This window comes from Brevibacillus sp. FW301-21C12A (genome assembly GCF_058788915.1).
This window is the reverse complement of record NZ_JBYTBG010000003.1, coordinates 156,678-179,889: the sequence shown is the minus strand read 5'-3', so window position 1 is coordinate 179,889 and position 23,212 is coordinate 156,678. Positions and strand designations below refer to the sequence as shown.

Here is a 23,212-nt window from a genome sequence, read left to right as displayed (position 1 = left end):
ACCTTGACCTGCTCCGCCACCGATGCCTTTGCCGCCGCCTTGACCTGCTCCGCCACCGATGCCTTTGCCGCCGCCTTGACCTGCTCCGCCACCGATGCCTTTGCCGCCGCCTTGGCCTGCTCCGCCACCGATGCCTTTGCCGCCGCTTCCGCGATGCGGATTTGAGACTACGCGGTCATAGGCGTAAACCATCCGTTGCATGGTGCGCTTGTCCACAGAACCTGTTGCGGGCAAGCCGTGCTTTTTCTGAAAATGCTTGACACCACTCACCGTGACATTCGTCGTAGTATCCATTGATTTGACCCGAATAGCTACCTAATGATTTCAACATCCCTTGGATCACATAGACGTCTGGTCCTTGGGCCCCTTTTCCTACTGCCAGCCCCGTGTTCGGGATGAAAAAGAGCAGCGCCAGCGCCAAAACGCATAAACTGAATACTTTTCTGATTTTCCCCTTTGTTTCTCGGGAGGCTGTACTCCCATACCATTGCTTCATGACCAAAGCACCTTCCTTCAATTTTTTGTACCCCCCTTACTATTACCTGTTTTTCTTTACAATTACATCTATCCCATGAGAGGGACAGAGCGATTTTCCTTTGAAAAATCAGCTTTTTTTCGTGTTGCAAAAAAAAAGGAAGAAGCTTTATACTACGTTCAAATGATTAAGTTTATTAACGGAGTGTGGCTATGAGTCATCCAACCTGTAACGAAAAGGCCATTCAAATTTTCATGCAATTGAGCCCTTATTTCCAAGGGCTAGGAGATCCGGTTCGCCAGCAAATTGTCGCTCTGCTGATTGACAAGGAGAGTTTGAACGTCTCTCAAATCGCCGAGCATATCCCCATGTCCAGACCGACAGTTTCCCATCATTTGAAAATTTTGCGGCAGGCTGGATTGCTTCAGGCTAAGAAGAAAGGGACAGAGATTTACTACCGTCTGGAAATTGCGGAGGCGATCAGCCTGTTTAAGCAGCTCGTCCAATTTGTGGAGGAAGAATGTTAGCAGAGCGATTGGGTGAGACAGGCGTTTGATTTTTGCGGCTGGTCGTGATTCGTTGAAATCTACAACCCGTGGAGGAACCAGGAGAAATAAGCGAGGTCTTTTGGACTCGGACCGAGCCTGCGGGAAAAAAACGCGCTTTCAAGCGTCCACCTTGAACGACTCCCCAGAATCCCCGGCTTTGGATGCGGTTTTCTCTTTCCCCACAGGCGGGCAGTCTCCACTTCCTTGTTGGAGGCACAAGCACCTTGAACGTTTTCTCCCGGTTCCTCCCTCCACTGCGGCACCGATCCAAGCGCCTTTCACAGCGACTATAGCGACCATACGGGTAGCCATCGAAACAAACACCCAGGGACAAAGCGTCCCTTTTCTTAACTCCTTTATGTTAATAAACTTAAATAAATGAACATTTCATCCAAGGAGATTATCATGCGTGAGACAACGGAGAAAAAAGTATTGATTGCAGGCGGATTCGGGACTGTCGGCAGCCAAATCGCCAAAATTTTGCACGGCCAAAACCAGGAGCTACTGTTGCTGCTGGGCGGCAGAAATCCGGGAAAACCGCTTCCTTTTGCTTCCCCGCGACTGCATCCGCTGCTCGTGGACACGACAGCGCAAGATCCGCTTGCCCACGCCCCCGAAGATTTGGCGTTGATAGTCAACGCGGTCAACGATCCCGACGACGCCCTGTTGCTTGCTGCCGTCTCGCGCTGCATTCCGCTTGTGGACATTACGCGCTGGACCGAGCGATTCACGCGCCCAATCGACCGGCTGGCCAGCAGCGAGCTTCAATCTCCGGTTGTTCTCGCCTCTGGCTGGATGGGTGGCACGCCAGCTCTGTTCGGCAAACTGCATTCCGCTGACCTGCAAGAGGTGACGATCGACATTTTTGCGCTGTACGCTACCAAGGATAAGGCCGGGCCGAATTCTGCTGCTTACATGAACCGTTTGACCATTCCGTTCAATATCTACACGAAAGGCGCGGCGAGAACGGTCGTGCCCATGTCGGAGCCGCTTGCCGTTACGTTCCCGAACGGCTTTCGCACGAACTGCTATCGGCTGGACACTCCCGATCACCTGACGCTCGTGCAGACGCCGCCTGTCACCTCCGCCAGCTTCCGCATCGCTTTCGATCAGAAATGGTCGACGGCGGCGCTAGTTTCGCTCGTGCGCAGCGGCTTATGGAAGCTGCTTGGGCAAAAGGTGCGGCAAAGCATCCTGTACAATCCGGGCCAGGGCGCGGCTCACGAAGTCGTCGTGCAAATCGAGGGACGCGATCAGCGCGGCGTTCGCATACGTCGCCAGGTAGAGATCAGCGATCCAAATGGCCAGACCCATCTGACGGCGACAGGCGCGGCCATCCAGGCCCAGCGCATACTGGCAGGCGAGGGGCAAAGCCGCTACACCCGGCATCTTTTTTCCGGAAAACTTGGCCGCGTCGCAAGCCGATGAGCCGTGGATCACTGCTTATTACGAAGCGGAAGGGGTGCAAATCCGGTTGAAACGTTTGAGCTGATCCGCACTCACAATCCGCTTGCCGAAAAAAGCAAGCAGCGGCGGACTTTCTAGACCAGAGGCCAGCGAGCAAAGCACGAATGCCTGTCAGCCAATGCAAAGACGCTTCTCTCTCCATTCCTGCGCCGCAACAGTGCGAAAAAAAGCAGGAAAAAAAGAGTGGAGCAGTTTTCTCAACTGTCTCCACTCTTCACAAACTTTTGGCCCATAAGCGTATTATTCAAAAAACGTCCGCGGGGATTTGCGCCATTCGCCCAGCACGGTTTCCTGCTCGGCTGTAATCACGCCTTGCTCTTTCGCTGCCTCAAGCAGTGCGGTGTAATGGGAAATCGTCGTGCAAGGAATGCCTGCCTCGGCAAACAAAGCTTCGGCATCGGGGAACTGGTAGCTGAAAATCGCCACTACGCCAAGCACTTCGCCGCCCTCTGCCTGAACCGCTTGCGCTGCTTTCAGGGAACTGCCGCCTGTGGAAATCAAGTCTTCAATGACCACTACTTTTTGCCCTGCAGACAGCGCACCCTCGATCTGGTTTTGTCTGCCGTGGCCTTTGGCCTTGTCGCGCACGTAAATCATCGGCAGGTCGAGCAGCTCAGCGACCCAGGCCGCGTGGGGAATGCCCGCTGTAGCCGTTCCCGCCACGACTTGCGCGTCCGGATAACGCTCCTTGATAAGCGCGGCAAACGCGCCCGCAATCGCCCGACGCACATGCGGATAAGACATCGTAATCCGGTTGTCGCAATAAATCGGGGATTTGATCCCGGAAGTCCAGGTAAAAGGCTGTTCCGGGCGCAGGTGAACCGCTCCGATTTCCAAAAGGTGCGCCGCAATCTGTTTCGCCGTTGTCGTTGTCGTCATTTCTTCCATCCCTTCCCGCGTGAATGCTTGTTACGCACGATCTGCCTCGACCGCTGCCACGATGCTTTGCCATACGCCTGCCGGATCGCTTGCCCCGGTGATGGCGCGTCCGATCACGAGATAGTCGCTGCCCAGGCGGAAAGCCTGTTCCGGAGTCGTAATCCGCGTCTGGTCGCCCTGGTCTGTCCCCAGCGGGCGAATGCCAGGTGTCACGGTGACAAACGAGTCGCCCGCCGCCTTTTTAATCATCGGCACTTCAAGCGGCGAAGCGACAACCCCGTCCAGTCCTGCCTGCTTGGTCATCATCGCGTAGTGTACCACTACGTCTTCCACCGAACCTGGAATCGCCAGCTCGTGGTTCATCGTTTGCACGCCTGTAGAGGTCAGCATCGTCACTCCGATCAGGAGAGGACGACGAGCGCCAGCCGCTGTCCCCTGCTCCAGTCCTTCCCTCGCCGCTGCCATCATCGCCACGCCGCCAGCCGCATGGACGTTGACCATGTCCGCTCCGAGACGGGCAAGGCTTTTCATCGCGCCTTTGGCTGTGTTCGGGATGTCGTGCACCTTCAAGTCGACGAACACCTTCAACCCTTTTTCTTTCAGGTACGTAACGATGGCAGGTCCTTCGGCATAGGCCAGCTCCATCCCCACTTTTACGTAGCGGATATGCCCTTGCAATGGCTCCAGGCATTTTTTCACTTCATCCATCGTGGAAAAGTCGAGCGCAACAATCATACGCTCCCGCACATCTGTCAGTTGTTGTTGCACACTGCTCTCCCCTTTTTCTCCCTGCCGCCATGGCTTGGGTCCGTTTCGTTTATACAGTCACCGCTGCGACTTTGGCACCTGCGCGTTGGGCAGGCATCGCTTCTGTCGAGAAGGTGATCGTTTCCAGTACGTGCAGCAGGGCCGCAGCCGTATCCAGCGACGTCAGGCAAACCGCGCCGTTCTCCACTGCTTCGCGGCGAATGCGGAAGCCGTCGCGCTGTGGCGTTTTGCCTTTTGTCAGCGTGTTGAGCACGATGTTGGCCTCGCCTGTATGGATCACGTCGAGCAAATTCGGCGTACCCTCGGACAGTTTGTTAACACGCGTCACAGGCAGGCCCGCCTGTTCCAGATAATCCGCTGTGCCCGCTGTCGCCATCAGCTTGAAGCCGAGGTGACGGAAGCGTTTCACGATTGCGAGCGCCTCTTCCTTGTCTTTGTCGGCGACCGTTACGAGCAAGGTGCCTTGCGTCGGGATGTTCATGCCTGCTGCGACCAAGCCTTTGTACAGCGCTTTGGCCAGGGTGCTTTCGCGTCCCATTACTTCCCCGGTGGACTTCATTTCCGGTCCGAGCGTAATATCCACACGGCGCAGCTTCGCAAAGGAGAACACCGGAACTTTTACCGATACGACAGACTCTTCCGGATGGTAGCCAGGCGTGAAGCCTTGGTCGGCAATCGAGTGACCGAGAATCGCTTTGGTCGCGATGTTCGCCATCGGGATGCCTGTCACTTTGGACAGGAATGGCACTGTACGGGACGAGCGCGGGTTAACCTCGATCACATACGGACGATCTTTGTAGATGACAAACTGGATGTTGAGCAGCCCTTTGATTTGCAGTGCCCGCGCCAGCTTCGTCGTCATCTCGATCAGCTCGTCTTTGATCGCCTGGGACAGCGATTGCGGCGGATAGACCGCGATGGAGTCGCCGGAGTGCACCCCTGCGCGCTCGATGTGCTCCATGATGCCCGGGATCAGGACGTTTTCCCCGTCGCAGATCGCATCGACTTCGGCCTCTACCCCGACCATGTAGCGGTCGACCAGTACCGGATGATCCGGGTTGACCTTCACTGCTTTTTCCATGTACTCCAAAAGCTCAGACTGATTGTAGACGATCTCCATTGCGCGTCCGCCGAGCACGTAGGATGGGCGAACGAGTACCGGGAAGCCGAGCGCTTCCGCTGCTACCACTGCTTGCTCCACGGAGGTTACCGTCTTGCCTGGCGGTTGTGCGATGTCGAGGCTGCGCAGGAGCGCTTCGAACTTCTCGCGGTTTTCCGCTGCGTCGATGTTTTCCAGGCTCGTTCCGAGAATGTTGATACCGCGTTCCGCCAGCTTGTCAGCCAGGTTGATGGCGGTTTGGCCGCCGAACTGGACGATTACGCCTTCCGGTTTTTCCACATCGAGAATGTTCATCACGTCTTCGATGTACAGCGGCTCGAAGTACAGCCGGTCCGAAGTGTTGAAGTCTGTCGATACCGTTTCCGGGTTGTTGTTGATAATGACGGCTTCGTAGCCTGCTTCGCGCAAAGCCCAGACAGCGTGCACGGTCGCATAGTCAAATTCGATCCCTTGGCCGATGCGGATCGGGCCGGAGCCGAGCACGACCACGCGCTTTTTGCCTGTTTCGATGCGCTCGTCCTCTACTTCGTAGCTGGAGTAGTAGTACGGCGTTTGCGCCTCAAATTCGGCTGCGCACGTATCGACCATTTTGTACACAGGGACATAGCCTTTTTCCTTGCGCAGCGCGCGGACTGCTTCTTCCGTTTCGCCGCACAGTTCGGCGATTTTGCGGTCTGTGAAGCCCATCCGTTTTGCTTCGAACAGCTTCTCAGCCGTCAGACCTTTTGCCAGCTCCTGTTCAAAAGCAACCATTTTATGGAACTTGTGCAGGAAGAACAGGTCGATCTTCGTCAGGCTGTGCAGCTCCTCGATGGTCCAGCCGCGGCGCAGCGCCTCTGCCACGAGGAACAGTCGCTCGTCATCCGCATGCACCAGACGGGTCTTCAGTTCCTCTTCGCTGATTTCCTCTGCTCCTTTGATCTCGATGTGGTACGTGCCGATCTCCAGGGAACGGATCGCTTTCATGATCGATTCTTCAAACGTGCGTCCGATCGCCATGACTTCGCCTGTCGCTTTCATTTGCGTACCGAGCTTGCGGTTGGCAGACTGGAACTTGTCAAACGGCCAGCGCGGAATTTTGCTCACGATGTAGTCGAGCGTCGGCTCGAAGCAGGCGTACGTTTGCCCAGTTACCGGGTTTTTCAGCTCATCCAGTGTGTAGCCGATCGCGATTTTCGCCGCCATTTTCGCGATCGGGTAACCTGTCGCCTTGGAAGCGAGCGCAGAAGAACGGCTCACGCGCGGGTTTACCTCGATGACGTAATATTGGAAGCTATGCGGGTCGAGCGCGTACTGCACGTTGCAGCCGCCTTCGATGCCGAGTGCGCGGATGATGTTCAAGGCAGACGAGCGCAGCATTTGATACTCGCGGTCGGCAAGCGTCTGGCTCGGCGCGACGACGATGGAGTCACCCGTGTGCACGCCAACCGGGTCGATGTTTTCCATGTTGCAGACGACGATGCAGTTGTCGTTGGCATCGCGCATGACTTCGTACTCGATTTCCTTCATGCCAGCAATGCTGCGCTCGATCAGGCATTGCGTAATCGGCGAGTATTTCAGGCCGCTCGCGACAATTTCGCGGAGGCTTTCTTCGTCTTCACAAATGCCGCCGCCCGTTCCGCCCAAGGTGTAGGCTGGCCGCACGATGATCGGGTAGCCGATCTCGTTGGCAAAATCAACGGCTTCCTCTACCGTGCTGACGATGACCGATTCCGGCACAGGCTCGCCCAACTCCTTCATGAGGGCGCGGAACAGCTCGCGGTCTTCTGCTTGCTTGATCGATTCCAGCTTCGTGCCGAGCAGCTTCACGTTTTCCTGCTCCAAAATGCCCGCTTCGGCAAGCGCGACAGCCATATTCAAGCCCGTTTGGCCGCCGAGCGTAGGCAAAAGTCCGTCCGGCTTTTCCTGGCGGATGACGCGTGCTACAAATTCAGGCGTGATCGGCTCGATGTACACTTTGTCCGCCATGTTGGTATCGGTCATGATCGTCGCCGGGTTGGAGTTAATCAGGACAACCTCCATCCCCTCTTCTTTCAGCGCTTCGCAAGCCTGTGTGCCTGCGTAGTCAAACTCGGCAGCCTGCCCGATGACGATAGGACCAGACCCGATCACGAGGATTTTTTTCAGGTTAGCGTGTTTTGGCATAGTTTTTTTCCTCCTTAGCGGTTTCCAGCATCGCAAGAAACTGGTCGAACAGGTAGCCGGAGTCGTATGGGCCTGGAGCCGCTTCCGGGTGGTACTGGACGGAGAAGGCGTTCTTCGCTCTGTTACGCAGCCCTTCGACTGTTCCGTCATTGAGGGCGATATGCGTAATTTCCAGCTCGGTTCCTGCGAGCGAATCTTCTTTTACGGCGTAGCTGTGGTTCTGGGATGTAATGTATGTGCGCCCGGTCGGCAGCTCTTTTACCGGATGGTTGCCGCCGCGGTGTCCGAATTTCATTTTCATCGTGTCGGCGCCAGAGGCGAGTGCGAACAACTGATGGCCGAGGCAGATGCCGAACAGCGGGTATTCCCCGAGGATGCCGCGAATCATTTCGATCGCTTGCGGCACGTCTTTCGGGTCGCCAGGGCCGTTGGACAACAGGATGCCGTCTGGCTGGATGCGGCGAATTTCTTCCGCCGTCACGTTGTACGGCACGACCACCACATCACAGTTGCGCTTGGTCAGCTCGCGCAAGATGCCGTGTTTGGAGCCGAAGTCTACCAGCACGACGCGATGGCCTGTACCTGGGCAACTGAAGACGCTTTTCGTAGAGACGCGCGATACTTGATCGGTCATCAAGGCAGTGTTGTTCAGGGCTGCGAGCAGTTCGGCCAGCGGGGCTTCGCTCGTCGTAATCATGCCCTTCATCGTGCCGTGGTAGCGGATTTTTCGCGTCAGCATCCGCGTGTCAACGCCTGCAATCCCCGGGATGTCGTATGTTTTCAGCAGCTCATCCAGCGTGTTCGTATTCCGCCAGTTGCTCGGCATATCGCAATGCTCGCGGACGACGAAGCCGTGAATGTACGGACGAACAGCTTCGAAGTCGTCGCGGTTGATCCCGTAGTTGCCGATCAGCGGGTACGTCATGGTCACGATCTGTCCGCAGTAGGACGGGTCAGACAAAACCTCCTGGTAGCCCGTCAGTCCTGTGTTGAACACCACTTCCCCGTAGGATTCCTTCGTCGCTCCGAACGCCGTTCCGATAAATTCCGTTCCGTCTTCCAAAATCAATCTTGCACGCATCTATGCTCCTCCTTCATTTTCGTGGTAAAGCCGCCTTCTCCGTGGGGCACTGGCGTGTGTGGCTCTACGCCTCTTGATGTACGATCTTGCCGTCTACCAGCGTGAGGATCGGCCATCCTTTGCACGGCCATCCGGCAAACGGTGTATTGGTCCCTTTGCTCGCAAAGGTGGTCGGATCAATCGTTTTTTCTGTCGCAAGGTCGATGACGGTCACGTCTGCTACCGCTCCGACTTCCAGGCGTCCGTACGGCAGCCCGAAAGCTTTCGCTGGCTGCACCGTCAGCAGCTCGACCAGTCTTTGCAAAGTCAGCTCGCCTGTTTGCACGAGGTGCGTATAGAGCAGCGGGAAGGCTGTCTCCAGACCGACGATGCCGAATGGCGCGCGGGCCATGCCGTTCGCTTTTTCTTCCTGGGTGTGTGGCGCATGGTCTGTGGCGATCATGTCGATCGTGCCGTCTTTGAGTCCGGCGATCAGCGCCGCGCGATCCTCGCGGGAGCGAAGCGGCGGGTTCATTTTCCAGTTGGTGTCGAGGCTGTCCGGGATGTCCTCGTCGCACAAAAGCAGGTGGTGCGGCGTCACTTCGCACGTCACGTTGACGCCGGCGCGTTTTCCGTCGCGCACCAGGCGCACGGATTCTTTGGCACTGATGTGGCACACGTGGTAGTGCACACCTGTCTGCTCCGCCAGCAAAATGTCGCGTCCGACGTGGACGGACTCCGACTCGGAAGGAATGCCAGGCAGTCCGTGGCGCGCTGCGACCACGCCGTCGTGCAGGGCGGCTCCCGGGATCAGCAGATCATCGTCTTCGCAGTGAGCCACGATGGACAGCCCCAGCTCGGCTGCTTTTTTCATCGCTTTTTTCATCATCGCGGTCGACTGCACGCCGACACCGTCATCGGTCAGGGCAAAAATTCCCGCTTCTTTCAAGGCGGCGAAGTCCGTCAGCTCTTTGCCCAGTTGGCGCACGGTGATCGCGCCGTACGGAATCACGCGAGCCAGTCCCGCTTCGCGCGCTTTGTCCAAGATGTACGTCACCGTGTCCACGCTGTCGATGGACGGGCGCGTGTTCGGCATGCAGGAAATCGTGGTAAAGCCGCCGCGCACCGCCGCTTTTGCTCCTGTCTCAATCGTTTCTTTATGCTCGAAGCCTGGCTCGCGCAAGTGGACGTGGACGTCGATCAGTCCCGCGCTAATCATTCCGCCTTTGCAATCTACCCATTCATGGCCGTCGCGGGAGAGCTTTTCGCCCATCGCCGCGATCCGTCCATCTTCTACCAATATTTCTACCGGAGTGAGTTCCCCCGCCTGATTTAGTACGTTGCCGTTGCCAAGGATGATTCCCATTTTGTTTCGCTCCCTTTCAGCAGAGTTTCCAGCACAGCCATTCTAGCTGCGACTCCGTTGGTTACTTGTTTTTGAATCAAGGATGTTTCGCATTCTACCAGATCGGTGTGAATCTCAACTCCGCGATTGACCGGGGCCGGATGCATGATGACCGCGCCTGGCTTCATCATTTTGGCCCGCTCAAGCGTGAGGCCGAACGCCTTGTGATACTCTTCCTTGGAGATGTAGAGCGATTCGGTGTGGCGCTCCAGTTGCACGCGGAGCATCATGACGACGTCCGCTGTCTGAACCGCTTCCTCCATGCCGACGACTTTGACGCCTTGCGGAATTTGCGCTGGCATCATCGTCGGCGGGCCTGCGAGCAGCAGATTGATCCCGAGCTTCGGCATGGCGTGCAGATGCGATCCCAGTACGCGGCTATGGCGCAAGTCTCCGATAATCGCTACCGTCAAGCCCTCCAGCATCCCAAACTGCTGCTTCATGGTCAGCAGGTCGAGCAGGCATTGGGTCGGATGCTCGTTTGTTCCGTCGCCCGCGTTGACCAGCTTCAGGTCAACGCTTTGGGCGAGCTCTTGCAGCAGTCCTTCTTTTTTCGTGCGGATCACGGCTGCTTCCACGCCCATCGCTTCCAGCGTGCGGATCGTGTCGTACACCGTCTCGCCTTTTACGGTTGAGGAGGTTTCCGGAATGAAGTTCAACACATGTGCGCCGAGTCTTTTTTGTGCCACCTCGAACGAGAAGCGGGTTCTGGTGCTGGCTTCAAAGAACAGATTCGCCACGAAGCGGCCGTGCAGAATGTCTGCCTGCTCGCCCGGTCTCTCGGTCCAGTAATGCGCGCGGTCCAGGAGCTGGACGATCTGTTGTTTGGACAAGTCTTTCAAGCCAATCAGGTGCGCTAGGTTGTTCATCGAAATCCCTCCGATTACTCTGTTTTTTCCTGTTTTATCGAAAGAAAAAAGCTTCTTGGCTCACGTTGCCTGTCGCAAGGCAAGCGAGACAAGAAGCCGATCCGGCGCCATTTCTGGGCAGCCAAAACGACGTTCTATGCCTTGCCAGCCTCTCGGGACTGGATTTAAAGGAATGAGGAACGTTTTAGGCAATTTGTTTTTCGTCTTCGCGGGACGCTTCCCCCATCGCCGACTCTTTGCCCGGCAGGATGAGGTGCAGGAAGATTCCCAGGAAGGTGGAGAAAGCGATATTGTCAATGGTCAGGTCGCTTAGCAACCCGACACCGGCAAAGCTGATTTTGTATCCGCCAATTCCCGTTACCAGGATGGCAGCCGCGACGATCATGTTGCGCTTGTTGGCAAAATCCACTTTGTTTTCTACGTACATCCGCAAGCCTTGCGCTGCGATAATCCCGAACAGGATGATCGAGACGCCGCCAAGCACCGGAGTCGGAATCGTCATCAAGAGAGCGCTGATCTTGCCGTTGAAGGCGAACAGGATGGCGAATACCGCAGCCAGGCCGATGACCACTCTGCTGTAAACGCGGGTGATCGCCAGAACCCCGATGTTTTCGCCGTATGTCGTCGCAGGCGGTCCGCCGATGAAAGCCGCCAGGGAAGTGGCGATCCCGTCCCCGAGCAGGCTGCGGTGCAGACCCGGATTTTTCATCAGGTCGCGATCCATGACCTTGCTTGTAACCAAGAGGTGGCCCAGATGCTCGGCCAGGGTTACGAACGCGACTGGCGCGATGACGAGCGCCGCGATCCAGGCAGAACCGTCACTGATGACACTCATCACTTCGCCCACCTTGAGCGGCGGAGCGGCAAACACTTTTGCTTGCACAACCTTTTGAAAATCAATCAGTTCAGGGTGACGAACGAGCGAGTACGCATAACCGACGATAATTCCGATCAGAATGGGGATCAGGCCAAGGAAACCGCGCAGCATCACCGCTGCCAGGATGGTCACCAGCATGGTCACCAGCGAAATTTCAATCGAAGTCAGCGACATTTGCGACTGGCCGTCTACCGTCACCTTCGTCGCCATGTCTACCGCTACGCCAGCCAGGCTCAGCCCGATGACGACGATGACCGAAGCGATGACGACCGGAGGCAGCACTTTGTCCAGCCATTTGACGCCTGCCTTTTGCACGATGCCTGCGACGATGATGTACACGATCCCTGACAGGAAGCAGCCGAGCAAGGCCGTTCCGACTCCGTGCGACGCCGTCACTGCGATAATCGGACCGATGAAGGCGAAGGACGAGCCGAGGTAGTTCGGAATTTTCCCTTTGGTGATCCAGAGGAACAAGAGCGTCCCGATCCCGCTTGTCAAAAGGGCGGTAGCGACATCCAGCCCGGTCAGGATCGGCACCAGAACGGTTGATCCGAACATCGCGAACAAGTGCTGAATGGACAGTGGCAGCAGTTTGGAAATATGTGGTGTTTCATCGACGTCTACATAGTTTTTTTGGCTCATGACTTTATCTTCCCCCTGTGTTTCTTTATTCTTCCCTCTCGTCGCTGTTGTTTTCGCTCTTTCGGCAAACAAAAAGCCTCTTTGTGCGGACACAAAGAGGCCAGCTTCACCATATGCGCATGGGAAGATTCCTGCCTCTTGTCGACCTCACGGGATCGCTTATTAAAGAGGATTCATTCAATTAGATGAGCTGACGGATGGACACGATATCCATCACGTCTACCTCCGACAGTTGCACATCGACGATTTCTGTGCGTGCCGTCGGCAAATTTTTTCCAACGAAGTCCGGGCGAATCGGCAGCTCGCGATGACCGCGGTCAACGAGTACCGCCAGTTGAATCATCCGCGGACGCCCGCTGTCGATCAACGCATCCAAAGCGGCGCGTACCGTCCGTCCGGTATAGAGGACGTCATCCACGAGAATGACGGTCTTTCCGGTGATCTGCTCCGGAAGCTGCGAACCTTGCAGCACCGCATCCTCCGACTTGTGCTGGAGATCATCGCGGTAAAACGTAATGTCCAGCTCTCCGACCGGTACTTTGACGTTTTCGATCATCTCGATTCTTTCGACCAGGCGCTTCGCGAGGTAAATCCCTCTGGTCTTGATGCCAACGATGATACAATCCTCGACACCCTTGTTTCGCTCGATAATTTCGTGAGCGATACGAGTAAGCGCGCGGCGGATGGCCGCTTCATCCATGATGACACTTTTGTTAATCATCTCGATCCCTCCTCGACGGGAACAGTGGCTTTACGAAAAAAGGCTCCTTGTCAGGAGACAAGAAGCCGTCGGACAAAGAGGCCAGCTCGCGCTATGCCTGCTTGTCATTCCGTGCCCTTGCCAGCCTCACTGGACTGGATTTAAAGGTTCCATTCGTCAATTAGGATTATGTCACGAAACAAGCCCGGTGTCAACGCAATGGAAAGAAATCTAACTATTCCAATAGACAGCGATCCATTCCGGCAAGTAGTTGGCGTAGTAGCCAATATCGCCTGTAATGCCTTTGACCAGCTCGCTTTCTTTTCCGTCTGCCTGATAGAATAGCGAACCGTGCTCGGCCCGATCGAGTCGCAGGAACAAAAGCTTGCTGCCGTCCGGTGACGGGGACGGATAATAATCAGCCGTTTGCTCCGCGCCTTTTGTCCAAGGCTGTTCCGCACCGTTCGCGTCCCTCGCCCAGATGCGCTGGCCGGGAACCATCACCTTTTTCGGATCAAACGCATAGTTTGTCGCTTTTCCTCTGGAAAAAAACAGCGTGTACGGCGGCTTTGCCGTCCAGACCGGATACGTATCCACGCTGTCAGCCGGGCTCGCCGAGACGACTTTGCCGTCGCGATTTGCCAGCTTCAGATGTTTGTTTTGCGTCGCCATCCGGTCCGTCCCGTCGATGAAGGCGAGCTGCTGGCTGTTCGCCGTCCAAGAGAGCCACTGCGGGTAAGCCAGACCTGTGCCCGGCTCGATCGGCTTTTTCGCTGGCTGCTTCAGGTTGAACAACTGGATTGGCACGCCGTCCGCAGACAGCGAAGCGGCGTTGTATCGCACGTAGTAGGCGACGAGCTGGCCGTCGGGCGATACGTTCATCCCTGTGGCTGCCAGGGCGTAAATGCCTTCTTCGACATTGGGCGGTTCCGCGAGCGGATAAGTAGCCAATGGCTGTCCGGCCAGATTTTGCAGGACGAACGTCATCGGACGGTTTTTCCCCGCCTCTGTGGAAGTCAAAATCGCTTCTCCGTCCGGCATCCAGGTGAAGTCGAAGAAAGCGGCAGGCGTCGCAGCTCCTGCGGCCACTTCTCCGTTGTCGCGGACTTCCTTGAGCACGAGCACGCCTCGAGGCTGCTCGCTGCTGCCTGCATTGACGATATAAGCCACCTGGTTTCTTTTCGGCGACCATTTCGGCACTCCCGTGACGGGCCTGTCGTCGAGCTGAACCGCTCCGCTGCCATCCGCGCGAACGAGCCACAAGTAGCCGGGGGCGGAATAACGGTCGGCTCCTTTGTATTTCACGAACAAAAGCCATTGGCCATCACCGGACCAGCCGACGATTTCCGCCAGTCCGTCTTTCGTAATCGGCTTTGGCGCTCCATTTTTGTCCTGTAGGTCCAGCAAGTACAACTGTTGGTTGCTCGTAAAAGCGATCTGCGCCGGAACGGTCACTTCCTTGTTGCTTCTGACCGGGAGCTGCCCCTGTTCGGCTGCCATGGACTGTCCACCCGCAAGCGCCAGCATGCCGAGCATCGCCGCCACAGAGACCGCTTTGCGCCATATTCGGTTCATGAGTATCCCCTCCTCGCCAAACTCGATTGAAAAAACGCCAGAAAAAAACGGCTGCCCTCTTCTAGCGTTTTCGAATCCCAAAGCCTTTATGCCTTTATGTACGATCACAAGCTCGCAGGTGCAAGCAGCAAAAAGCGATTGCCGTACAAATCCTCAAAAATCGCTTCCATGCCGTAGACGACTTCGACAGGCTCGCTGACAAACTTCACGCCGCGCTGACGCATCGTTTCATACGTCTGCCAAAAATCGTCCGTCTCCCACACCCACATCGGGTTTTTGCCGACGGCCGCGAGCATCTCCCGTGCGATCTCCTCCCGGTGCCAGTGGGTCGGATCATGCAGCACGATTTCCAGCTCCTGGCCGGGAAGGCCGACCGTCAGCCAGCGCGAGCCGTCGTCCATGCGCGTGTCCATCCGTTTTTCAAAGCCGAGCTTTTCCGTGTAAAATTGCAGAGCTTCCTCGCAATCGCGAACGTACAGCGTCACATGCGCCAGTCTTTTCAGCACTTGCCTTCCTCCCGTCTTTTACGCCTGTCTGAGAAAGTCTACGAGATCGCTCAAATCTTTCGGCATGGGCGCCTCGAACTCCAGCCGCTCCTGCGTGCGCGGATGAGTAAAGCCGAGCGTCTTCGCATGCAGAGCCTGTCCGTCGATCTCCAGCGTGTTTTTCGGTCCGTATTTCGGATCGCCCGCCAGCGGATAGCCGATGTATTTCATATGGACGCGAATTTGGTGCGTTCGGCCCGTCTCCAGTTTCAACTCCACCAGCGTGTATTCCTTGAAGCGCTCCAGCACGATAAAATGCGTCACAGCAGGCTTGCTGTTTTCAAAGACGACCGCCATCTGCTGGCGATTTTTCGGGTCGCGTCCGATCGGCGCGTCGATCGTGCCCATCTCGTGCGGAATGACCCCGTGGACGATCGCGATGTATGTGCGCGTCACAGAGTGCTCCTTCAACTGTTCAGCCAGGCCGACATGCGCCTTGTCGTTTTTCGCTACCATGAGCAGCCCTGACGTGTCCTTGTCGATGCGATGCACGATTCCCGGGCGAAGGACGCCGTTAATGCCGGACAAATCTTTGCAGTGCGCCAAAAGTCCGTTGACGAGCGTACCGCTGTAATGCCCCGGAGCAGGGTGAACCACCAGTCCGCGCGGCTTGTTGACGACGACGACGTCGCTGTCCTCGTAAACGATCTCAAGCGGCATCGGCTCCGGCTTGATTGCCATTTCTTTTGGCGGCGGAACGCGCAGCGTAACCTCATCTTCTGCCTGCAGCTTGTAGTTGCTCTTGATCGGCTCCCCGTTTACCGTTACGCGACCTTCCTTGATCCACGCCTGTACCTGCGAGCGCGACCAGTCTTCATTTTGCAGCGTGATGAACTTGTCGATCCGCTCGTTTGCGTCCTCAGGCTCCACGTTCCAATCATAACGTTCGAATAGTTGCGTGTCGTTCATGTTTGTCTCCTCACAAAGTTACTGTCCGTACCCCGTTTCGTATCACCCGAAACGGGCATTACCGTCCGCTTTTCCTGCCTTCCAGGAAGACATCCAACAGCAAAATGCCGACGCCGATCGTAATCGCCATGTCCGCGACGTTGAAAATCGGGAAGTTAATCAGGGTGAAATCCAAAAAGTCCACGACTTGTCCGGTCGTTGCGCGGTCGATAAAATTACCGATGGCCCCACCCAACACGAGGGACAATGCGAAAGAAGCGCGCGGCTGTTTTTTGCCGAGGCGGATCAGCGAATACACGATGCCGACGACGACGGCAACCGTAATGACAATAAAGAGCCAGCGCTGATTTTGCAAAATGCCGAACGCGGCCCCCATGTTGCGGTGCGAGGTGAGATGAAACACATCCGCGATCAACGGGATGGATTCTCCCCGCTCCATATGGTTCACTACAAGGTGCTTGGTCCACTGATCCAGTCCAATAATCACAGCCGCAATAAGAAAATACAACAATGGAACGTCCTCCTTCATCTGCTTCGACCAGCCATGAAAACACAATGTCAAATGCTCATTTTACCAGAGTGCGCTCACGTGAACAAGCGCCTCGCCTTTTTGTACAGCCGATACCCTTTGCGCACCCCGTTGAGCACCCACAACGGAATTTTCCAGCCACGGTCCTTCAAAAACGGAAGGTATATCTTGTAGTACGCCTTGCGCAAATCCCGCCATTTGCTGTCCGGAACGTTCTTGTAGTAGTCCGAGACGTCAATGAGGTACCCCCGCCCCTGGTCCATCAGCACGTTTTTGCCGTGGACGTCGTGCGGAAACAGCCCCTTTTCGCGCGCTTCCTTCAGTGCCCGCTCCACGTCCTCGATCACCTGAGGCGGGATGGGGATGCCAAAACGAGCGCAGTCAAACAAAGAAATGCCGTTGATTCGTTTAATGACCAGATAGCCTTCGCCATAGTCGTACATCATCGGGAACGAGCGCGTCTCCCCGAGCTTTTTGTACACCTCGATCTCCTGCTCCCAGCCTGGTCTGCCTGGGGCGTACAGCTTGATGACCACACGCGGATAATCGGGATGGGCAAAGACGGCGGCGTAGTTGCCGGTGCCGACCAACTCCCACGGATAGGGGATGTGCAGGGCGACGACCGGATCGTCAGGCGACTGGCTTTCTATCTTTACTTCTTTCAAAAAAGCTTGCAACACTTCTCGGTCAATGCGCATAGGTCCCCATCTTTCATTCCATACCGGCTTCTTTATGTTGATTCTAGCAAAATGAATTTTTTTTAAAAACCCCGTAAGCAAAAAAACTCCCAAGCGGCCGAAAACGCAAAAAGAAGAACGAGGCAGCTATGTGCCCGCTCTTCCTTGCTATTGGCTCATACATTGATTTCCGAAAACCAGTCCCGAATCGCTTCTTGCAGCTTGGAAAGCGAAGTCGCATTCGTCGCCTCGCAGTAGATGCGCACCAGCGGCTCCGTGCCCGAAGGACGGATGAGCACCCAGTGCCCTTCTTCCAAAAGCAGCTTGATCCCGTCCATCCGGTTGATCCCTTGCACCGCGTACGGACCGATCCGTTCCGGCGGCGTGGTCACCATCTGCGAAATCCACTTGTCTTTTTCCGCAAGCCGCATGTCGATGCGCGTATGGAACAGCTCGCCGAACTGATCGTACACATCGCGCAAAATCTGGTCGATCTCCTTGTTTTCATAGGCGACCAGCTCTGCGAGCAGCAGATTAATCAGCACCCCGTCTTTTTCAGGGATATGGCCGAGAATGCTCGCGCCTCCGCTCTCCTCGCCGCCGATCAGGACGTCTCCCTTGCGCATTTGTTCCCCGATGTATTTGAAGCCGACAGGCGTCTCCACCAGTTCCAGCCCGTAGCGCTCTGCCATATGGTCGAGCAAATGCGTGGTCGCTACCGTGCGCACGATGCGCCCGGTCAGCTTGCGGTTTTTCACCAGGTGATAGGTCAACAGGACGAGCACATCGTTTGGCGGAATGTATTGTCCAAACCGATCCACGACGCCGAAGCGGTCAGCGTCGCCGTCATTGGCAAGCCCGAGTGTCGCCTTGCGTTCCAGCACTTCTTTTTTCAGCAAGCCGAGATGCTTGTCATTTGGCTCAGGCAAATCCCCGCCGAAAGCCGCGTCTGGCGTCTCCCGGATGCCGATCGTCTTCACCCCGGCTTCTACCAAAAGCGAGCTGACATACCCCTTGCCTGCCCCGTGCATCGCATCCACCACCACGTGCAGGGACGACCCGCGCAAAATGTCCATGTTGACGATGCGCCGCAGATGCGCCTCGTAATGGGGCCGCAGCACGATCACTTGCAGCAGCCTGTCGCGGGTCGCATCTGCCAAAGAAACCGTCGGCACCTCTTTGGCGGATGCGATCTCGCTGATCCAAGCTTCCAGCCGGGCGGTAATTTCCGGCGTCGCCGGACCTGCGTACTCGGGAATGTATTTGATGCCGTTGTACTCAGGCGGATTGTGGCTGGCGGTGACCATGATCGCTCCGCTGGCGGCAAAATGCTTGACCCCGAAAGCGACAGCAGGCGTAGGGGCCGCCTCATTGACCAGGTAAGAGCGTATCTGGTTCGCGGCCAGCACGCTGACGATTTCCTCGGCGAATCGCCGACCGAGAAAACGCGTGTCGTGCCCGACCAAAATCGGCTGCTCCTGTTGGCCGATTTCTTTTGTATAGCTGGCGATAGCTTGCGCGACTATGCGGACATTTTCCATCGTAAAGCCGTCCGCCACGATGTCGCGCCAGCCGTCCGTACCGAAACGGATTGCGGTCATCTCCATCTCTCCCCTCGTTAGCGCAACTCATTCACTTTTTCCAAATAACGCAGAACAGTAGCTACGAACGTAGCATGAGACCAGGTCAAAGGCGCAACCGATACGGGAGCACCCGAATACGGGTCAAGCTGCTCGGACAGCACGCCGCTTTGCAGCGAATGGCGCACGACCCACAGAAGCCTGTTTTTCGGCTCTTGCAATTCTTCGAGCGATTTTGCCTTGGCGATCTCCCAATCCGCCACCCATAGCGTGCAGATGATCCACGGGTTTCCCGGCACTCTGGCAATATCGTGCGACTTTTTGAAGTAGTAGTCGCCCTGGTAGCGGGCGAAGCCGCCTACTTCCGTGTCGACCCGCAGGCTCTTTTTCACAGCCTCCATCGTGCGCTGCACGCGCGGATCGTCCACCGGGAACACTTCGAGGGCAAACAGCGCGTACAGGCTGCTTTCCACCGTAAAGTCTTTTTCCACGCCTCCGTCCGGGCGCAAGTAAATGCCGCGCAAAAACCGGCCGATCCCCGGGTCGTACAAATGCTTTTCCATAGCGGCGCGAATGCTTTTCGCCCCGTCCTCGTAGCGCTTGTGGCGGCGGTCGTCGCCGAACAGTTGCGCAAACCGCGCCGCAGCCATCAAGCCCGCGTACACCGTGGCGCTCGTGAACGTGAAGATGCCGCGCCGCTCCTCCCACAAGTCATAGCTCGGCTTCGGCAGCTCCAGGGTCGGGTGAACGTATTCCAGCAAAAAGCGGGCAGCCGGGCGAACGAGTGTCGCATACAGCGCCTGGCAGTCTTCAATCTGCTTGCCGCTCTTGTACTGCTCCCAAAGGGCGTACAGCACCAAAGCCGTCTCATCCTCCTGAATCGGGAGCTGGACTTCGCCGTCTACGACGTACGGATGCCAACTGGAGCCGACAGAGCCGTCCGGGTTGTATTTGTGCTGCAAATAGCCGTCTTCGTTCAAGGCTTGCGCGCAAAACGTAAAAAACGGAGCGACCGTTCCCGTGTAGCCGGCCTTCGCCATGGCGCTGGCGATCAGCGCCCCGTCCCGCGGCCACATGTAGCTGTAGTGGTCGCGGTTAAACTGGAGGATGTCGGAGTCGTTCGCGGCGAGAATCGCTCCGTTCTGGTCGATCTGCGTCCGCACGAGAAGCAAGCTGGTCTTGTACAGATGGACGACCTCCGGGGGAAGGTCGGCGAAATCCCGCTCTTCCTTGTTCACCCAGCGCCGCCAGTACACGGCTACCCGGCCCAGCAGCCGATCCGGGTCGTTGTCCAGCACGTACTGGTTCAGCGTTCTCACGGCGTCGTACGAATCCCCGACGCACAGCCAGTAGTACATCGTTTTTTCCTCGTGCGGCTGCAGCAGCAAGCGAAACGAAATCGTGCTGTCCACAGAGCCTTGCGCGATCGGATTGCCGGCGAGCAGCCCATCTTCCGCGTCGCGCCACGTTCCTTCCGCATAGTTGAACCGCTTGATGCCGACGCTGAACTGGTCGATTCCGCCTTCCGGTGTTTTGCCGTTGGCCATCATGTACACGTTGCGTTTGTAGTGATAGACAGTGGAGAGAATCGGGTCGTACACGGCGGTGTCCCCGACCTCCGTCTCGTTCAGGCTGAAGTCGTGGTTGAAAAACAGCCGGATCTCCCGCGCCTCGCTGGCATGATTGCGGACGCACACTTTTTTCAAATAAATCGGATCGCGCTGGTGCACGCCATCTGCCATCTGCAAGGAGACGGCCAGATGCTCATGATGGGCATGAACATCTGTCACCAGCGACTCCCGGTCATAGCCAAGCTGCCGCTTCCAGCCATCCTCATCGAGCCAGGAGAACCGTCCCTGTACCCAGATTCCCAGCTTACTGAAATGTCCGCCGACATGATTCAGTTGGCCTACATACGGATAGTAAAGATCGCGCATGTGCAGCCTGTCGTCAAAATTAATCAAAAGTTTCCCGTTCCCGACGACGAGCGGTCTCGGCATGCCTTCACATCCTTCCTTCCCGTACTCAGGCTGTCGATTCTCTTTTTCCTCATTGATACTCCGCAATCCGTCTGGCGTAGGAGGAGGCGAGCGTTGCCGCCGTTTCTGCCGTCGCTCCTTGCGAAATGACTCTGACGTGCGAATCTTCCGAGTCAGGCAAAATCAGCACCCAGCCGTTCGTATCGTAAACCTTGATTCCGTCCACGAGTTCAAGCAGCTTGCCTTTGTTTTCCTCCAGCACTTTGCGCATCACTTTGCCTTTCGCTCCCCATGGGCAAAAGACCGTTTTGCGCTCCATATGGCACGCAGGCAGAAGCTCCAGCAGCACGCTGAGCGGCTTTTCCTCCTGGGCTAGGTAGGACAGAATGCTCATCAGGCTGTACACCGCGTCAAACAGCGGATGGAAACGCTCGTCGGACGCTACCTCCATCATCGCGCGCGGCGCTACTTTCGTCCGCACGACCTCGATTTGCAGCAGCCCGGCGAGGTGCTCCAGCTCGGCTGGCGCGCTGACTGGCAAGCCGATCCGCTTGTGGCGACCGCTGCAAGCCAAAAGCTGCAAGGCCAGCAGTTGCTCCGTCGACAGCTTCGCGCCTTCCTCGGTGAACAAGGCGAACGCTTCTCCGTTTTTGTCCAGGCGTATGCCGAGATCGGCTTTCTTTTTGCTGATGCCGTCCTGGATCGCTCCATACGTGACCGTCACGCCCAGATCGTGAAGCAGCGGGGCGAGAAAAGTCGGGAAAAACCGCGTTTCGCTGTCGATCAACAGGTGAAAACGCTGGCGCTGGATGGATGGCACATCAAGCTGCTCGGCCAAGGCGCGCAAGTAAGCTTCCTGGACCTGATGCTCGACGTGCAGTTCGCCCAAATGGTGCAGGTTGCGCACATACGTCTCCTGCCAGTAGGCATTTTCGATTTTCCGCTCCATGTCGCGCGAGATCGGCAACCCTTTCTGGTCGATGAACTGGAGGACGATCTCTTTTTCGTCTCCGTTTTCATTCATGAATACATGGATGCCGCCGATGCACGCGAGCGAGCGGACGCCGTAGCGGATGAGCGGGGAGTTGCCAACGCCGAGATCCACCGTGTCAATGCCCGAGGAGCACAAGCTCGTCATGATGCTGTGCTTGAGCAACTGGGCAAAAGGATGCGAGCACGCAGACAGCGCGATTTTGCTGCCGGGCTTTTGCAAATAGGCATATGCGGCAGCGAGCCGCGTCACGAACTCCGGCGTGATGTCTATATTGCCGATGCCTTTGATCCCGCTGTTTCCGAACAAATTTTTCGTCTGCTTCATGCCGTAGATGAGAGAAGTCGTCACGATCGCGCTTTCTCCCACTTCCTTGTCCGGCCAAATCTTGACGCCTGCCTTCACGACGGATTTCGCGCCGATCAGGCAATTGTCGCCGATGACCGCACCGTCTCCTGTCTGCACGCAATCGGCAATGCGGACATTGCGGCAGAGTGTGGTCCCGGTGATTTCCGTCTTTTTCCCGATGACGTTGTTCTCCCAGAAGATCGCTCGCGACAGCTTGCTTCCCGAGGAGACGACGGTGTTGTCTCCGAGCACGGTATAAGGCCCGACCTCCACTCCCGCCTGCAGGTGTACATTTTCACTTATATAAACCGGCCCCTCCAGCCGCACGGAAGAGTCGACACGGACGTGATTTTCCAGAAAAATGCGCGGGGCAATTTCCTGGGCTTTGATCTCCAGGTTGACACGGCCGTCCAGCAGGTCAAACTGTGCCTGGCGATATACTTCCAGAGAGCCGATATCCGACCAGTACCCGCTCGCTTCGTAGCCGTAGAGCGGTTTTTGCTCCTGTAAAAAGTACGGAAAAATTTCTTTGCTGAAATCGACTTCTTTTTTTTCTTCTATATAAGACAGCACTTCCGGCTCGCAGACGTACATCCCGGTGTTGACCGTATCGCTGAACACTTCCGCCCAGCTTGGCTTTTCCAGGAAACGGGTGATCCGCCCGCGTTCGTCCGTCATGACGACGCCGAACTCCAGCGGCGTCTCCACACGGGTGAGAATCAGCGTAGCCAGGGCGTCATTCTGCTCATGAAAGCGAATCGCCGCCGTCAGATCAATGTCTGTGAGCGTATCCCCGCTGATGACGAGAAACCGTTCATCGAGAAAATCGGCGCAGTTTTTCACGCTGCCCGCCGTTCCGAGCGGCGTCGTCTCTTCAAAGTACACGAGGGAAACACCGTAGCGCGAACCATCGCCAAACGTATCGCGGATGACATCAGGCAGGTACTGGAGCGTGACTGCAATCTCTGTAATTCCGTGCTTTTTCAACAGATCGATCGTGTACTCCATGCACGGCCGGTTCAAGAGTGGCACCATTGGTTTTGGAGTATGGGACGTTAACGGACGTAGACGTGTACCTTTACCACCAGCCATAATTACTGCCTTCATCTTTTTTCCTTCCTCCT

18 protein-coding genes and 1 pseudogene are annotated in these 23,212 nt (G+C 56.5%); 2 read left to right on the top strand and 17 right to left on the bottom strand.

Annotated elements, in window-relative coordinates:
* Positions 1 to 294 (bottom strand): peptidoglycan-binding domain-containing protein (locus tag AC3WQH_RS03670; RefSeq protein WP_309520735.1); only part of this gene is annotated, 294 nt, incomplete at its 3' end.
* Between the two features lie 393 nt (positions 295 to 687).
* On the opposite strand from AC3WQH_RS03670, the gene AC3WQH_RS03665 reads away from it, so the two are divergent.
* The gene (locus tag AC3WQH_RS03665; RefSeq protein ID WP_007784302.1) at positions 688 to 1,002 is read left to right on the top strand and encodes an ArsR/SmtB family transcription factor; all 315 of its coding nucleotides are present in this window, start codon (positions 688 to 690) and stop codon (positions 1,000 to 1,002) included.
* A gap of 426 nt (positions 1,003 to 1,428) precedes the next feature.
* Positions 1,429 to 2,515, top strand: a pseudogene (locus AC3WQH_RS03660) (saccharopine dehydrogenase family protein).
* Positions 2,516 to 2,730: 215 nt separating this feature from the next.
* Here AC3WQH_RS03660 and pyrE read toward each other — a convergent pair.
* The 16 genes from pyrE to AC3WQH_RS03580 all read right to left on the bottom strand — a co-directional run bounded on the left by pyrE (position 2,731) and on the right by AC3WQH_RS03580 (position 23,195).
* Positions 2,731 to 3,369 (bottom strand): orotate phosphoribosyltransferase, encoded by a 639-nt coding sequence (gene pyrE, locus AC3WQH_RS03655; RefSeq protein WP_007784299.1) that lies wholly within the window; start codon positions 3,367 to 3,369, stop codon positions 2,731 to 2,733.
* Between the two features lie 30 nt (positions 3,370 to 3,399).
* The gene (gene pyrF / locus AC3WQH_RS03650; protein WP_007784296.1) at positions 3,400 to 4,137 is read right to left on the bottom strand and encodes an orotidine-5'-phosphate decarboxylase; all 738 of its coding nucleotides are present in this window, start codon (positions 4,135 to 4,137) and stop codon (positions 3,400 to 3,402) included.
* Positions 4,138 to 4,186: 49 nt separating this feature from the next.
* Positions 4,187 to 7,402: a carbamoyl-phosphate synthase large subunit gene (gene carB, locus AC3WQH_RS03645; protein WP_007784294.1), complete on the bottom strand. Its 3,216-nt coding sequence runs from the start codon at positions 7,400 to 7,402 to the stop codon at positions 4,187 to 4,189.
* Entirely contained in the window at positions 7,386 to 8,483 is a 1,098-nt protein-coding gene (locus AC3WQH_RS03640; RefSeq protein WP_005833371.1) for a carbamoyl phosphate synthase small subunit, read from the bottom strand. Before AC3WQH_RS03640 ends, carB begins: the two co-directional genes overlap by 17 nt.
* 64 nt (positions 8,484 to 8,547) lie before the next feature.
* Positions 8,548 to 9,828, bottom strand: a complete 1,281-nt coding sequence (gene pyrC / locus AC3WQH_RS03635; protein ID WP_007784292.1) for a dihydroorotase — start codon at positions 9,826 to 9,828, stop codon at positions 8,548 to 8,550.
* Positions 9,795 to 10,736, bottom strand: coding sequence for an aspartate carbamoyltransferase catalytic subunit (locus AC3WQH_RS03630; RefSeq protein WP_005833375.1), 942 nt, complete (start codon positions 10,734 to 10,736; stop codon positions 9,795 to 9,797). Before AC3WQH_RS03630 ends, pyrC begins: the two co-directional genes overlap by 34 nt.
* 184 nt (positions 10,737 to 10,920) lie before the next feature.
* Positions 10,921 to 12,255: a solute carrier family 23 protein gene (locus tag AC3WQH_RS03625; protein WP_005833377.1), complete on the bottom strand. Its 1,335-nt coding sequence runs from the start codon at positions 12,253 to 12,255 to the stop codon at positions 10,921 to 10,923.
* A gap of 181 nt (positions 12,256 to 12,436) precedes the next feature.
* Entirely contained in the window at positions 12,437 to 12,976 is a 540-nt protein-coding gene (pyrR, locus tag AC3WQH_RS03620) for a bifunctional pyr operon transcriptional regulator/uracil phosphoribosyltransferase PyrR (RefSeq protein ID WP_005833379.1), read from the bottom strand.
* Between the two features lie 210 nt (positions 12,977 to 13,186).
* Positions 13,187 to 14,530, bottom strand: a complete 1,344-nt coding sequence (locus tag AC3WQH_RS03615) for a hypothetical protein (protein WP_492331911.1) — start codon at positions 14,528 to 14,530, stop codon at positions 13,187 to 13,189.
* Between the two features lie 104 nt (positions 14,531 to 14,634).
* Positions 14,635 to 15,036 (bottom strand): VOC family protein, encoded by a 402-nt coding sequence (locus AC3WQH_RS03610; protein WP_005833383.1) that lies wholly within the window; start codon positions 15,034 to 15,036, stop codon positions 14,635 to 14,637.
* 18 nt (positions 15,037 to 15,054) lie between these two features.
* Positions 15,055 to 15,984: an RluA family pseudouridine synthase gene (locus AC3WQH_RS03605; RefSeq protein WP_025844996.1), complete on the bottom strand. Its 930-nt coding sequence runs from the start codon at positions 15,982 to 15,984 to the stop codon at positions 15,055 to 15,057.
* 58 nt (positions 15,985 to 16,042) lie between these two features.
* A complete protein-coding gene (lspA, locus tag AC3WQH_RS03600) occupies positions 16,043 to 16,495 on the bottom strand; it encodes a signal peptidase II (RefSeq protein WP_005833386.1) in 453 nt (150 codons plus the stop codon).
* Between the two features lie 74 nt (positions 16,496 to 16,569).
* Positions 16,570 to 17,211 (bottom strand): serine/threonine-protein kinase, encoded by a 642-nt coding sequence (locus AC3WQH_RS03595; protein ID WP_005833387.1) that lies wholly within the window; start codon positions 17,209 to 17,211, stop codon positions 16,570 to 16,572.
* 155 nt (positions 17,212 to 17,366) lie between these two features.
* Positions 17,367 to 18,797 carry a phosphoglucomutase/phosphomannomutase family protein gene (locus tag AC3WQH_RS03590; protein WP_283857937.1) on the bottom strand — a complete coding sequence of 477 codons (1,431 nt, stop codon included), beginning with the start codon at positions 18,795 to 18,797 and terminating at the stop codon, positions 17,367 to 17,369.
* A gap of 11 nt (positions 18,798 to 18,808) precedes the next feature.
* Positions 18,809 to 20,770, bottom strand: coding sequence for a glycoside hydrolase family 15 protein (locus tag AC3WQH_RS03585; protein WP_005833391.1), 1,962 nt, complete (start codon positions 20,768 to 20,770; stop codon positions 18,809 to 18,811).
* Between the two features lie 49 nt (positions 20,771 to 20,819).
* Complete coding sequence (locus AC3WQH_RS03580; RefSeq protein ID WP_429775763.1) at positions 20,820 to 23,195, bottom strand: sugar phosphate nucleotidyltransferase; 2,376 nt, start codon at positions 23,193 to 23,195, stop codon at positions 20,820 to 20,822.
* Between the last annotated feature and the right edge of the window lie 17 nt (positions 23,196 to 23,212).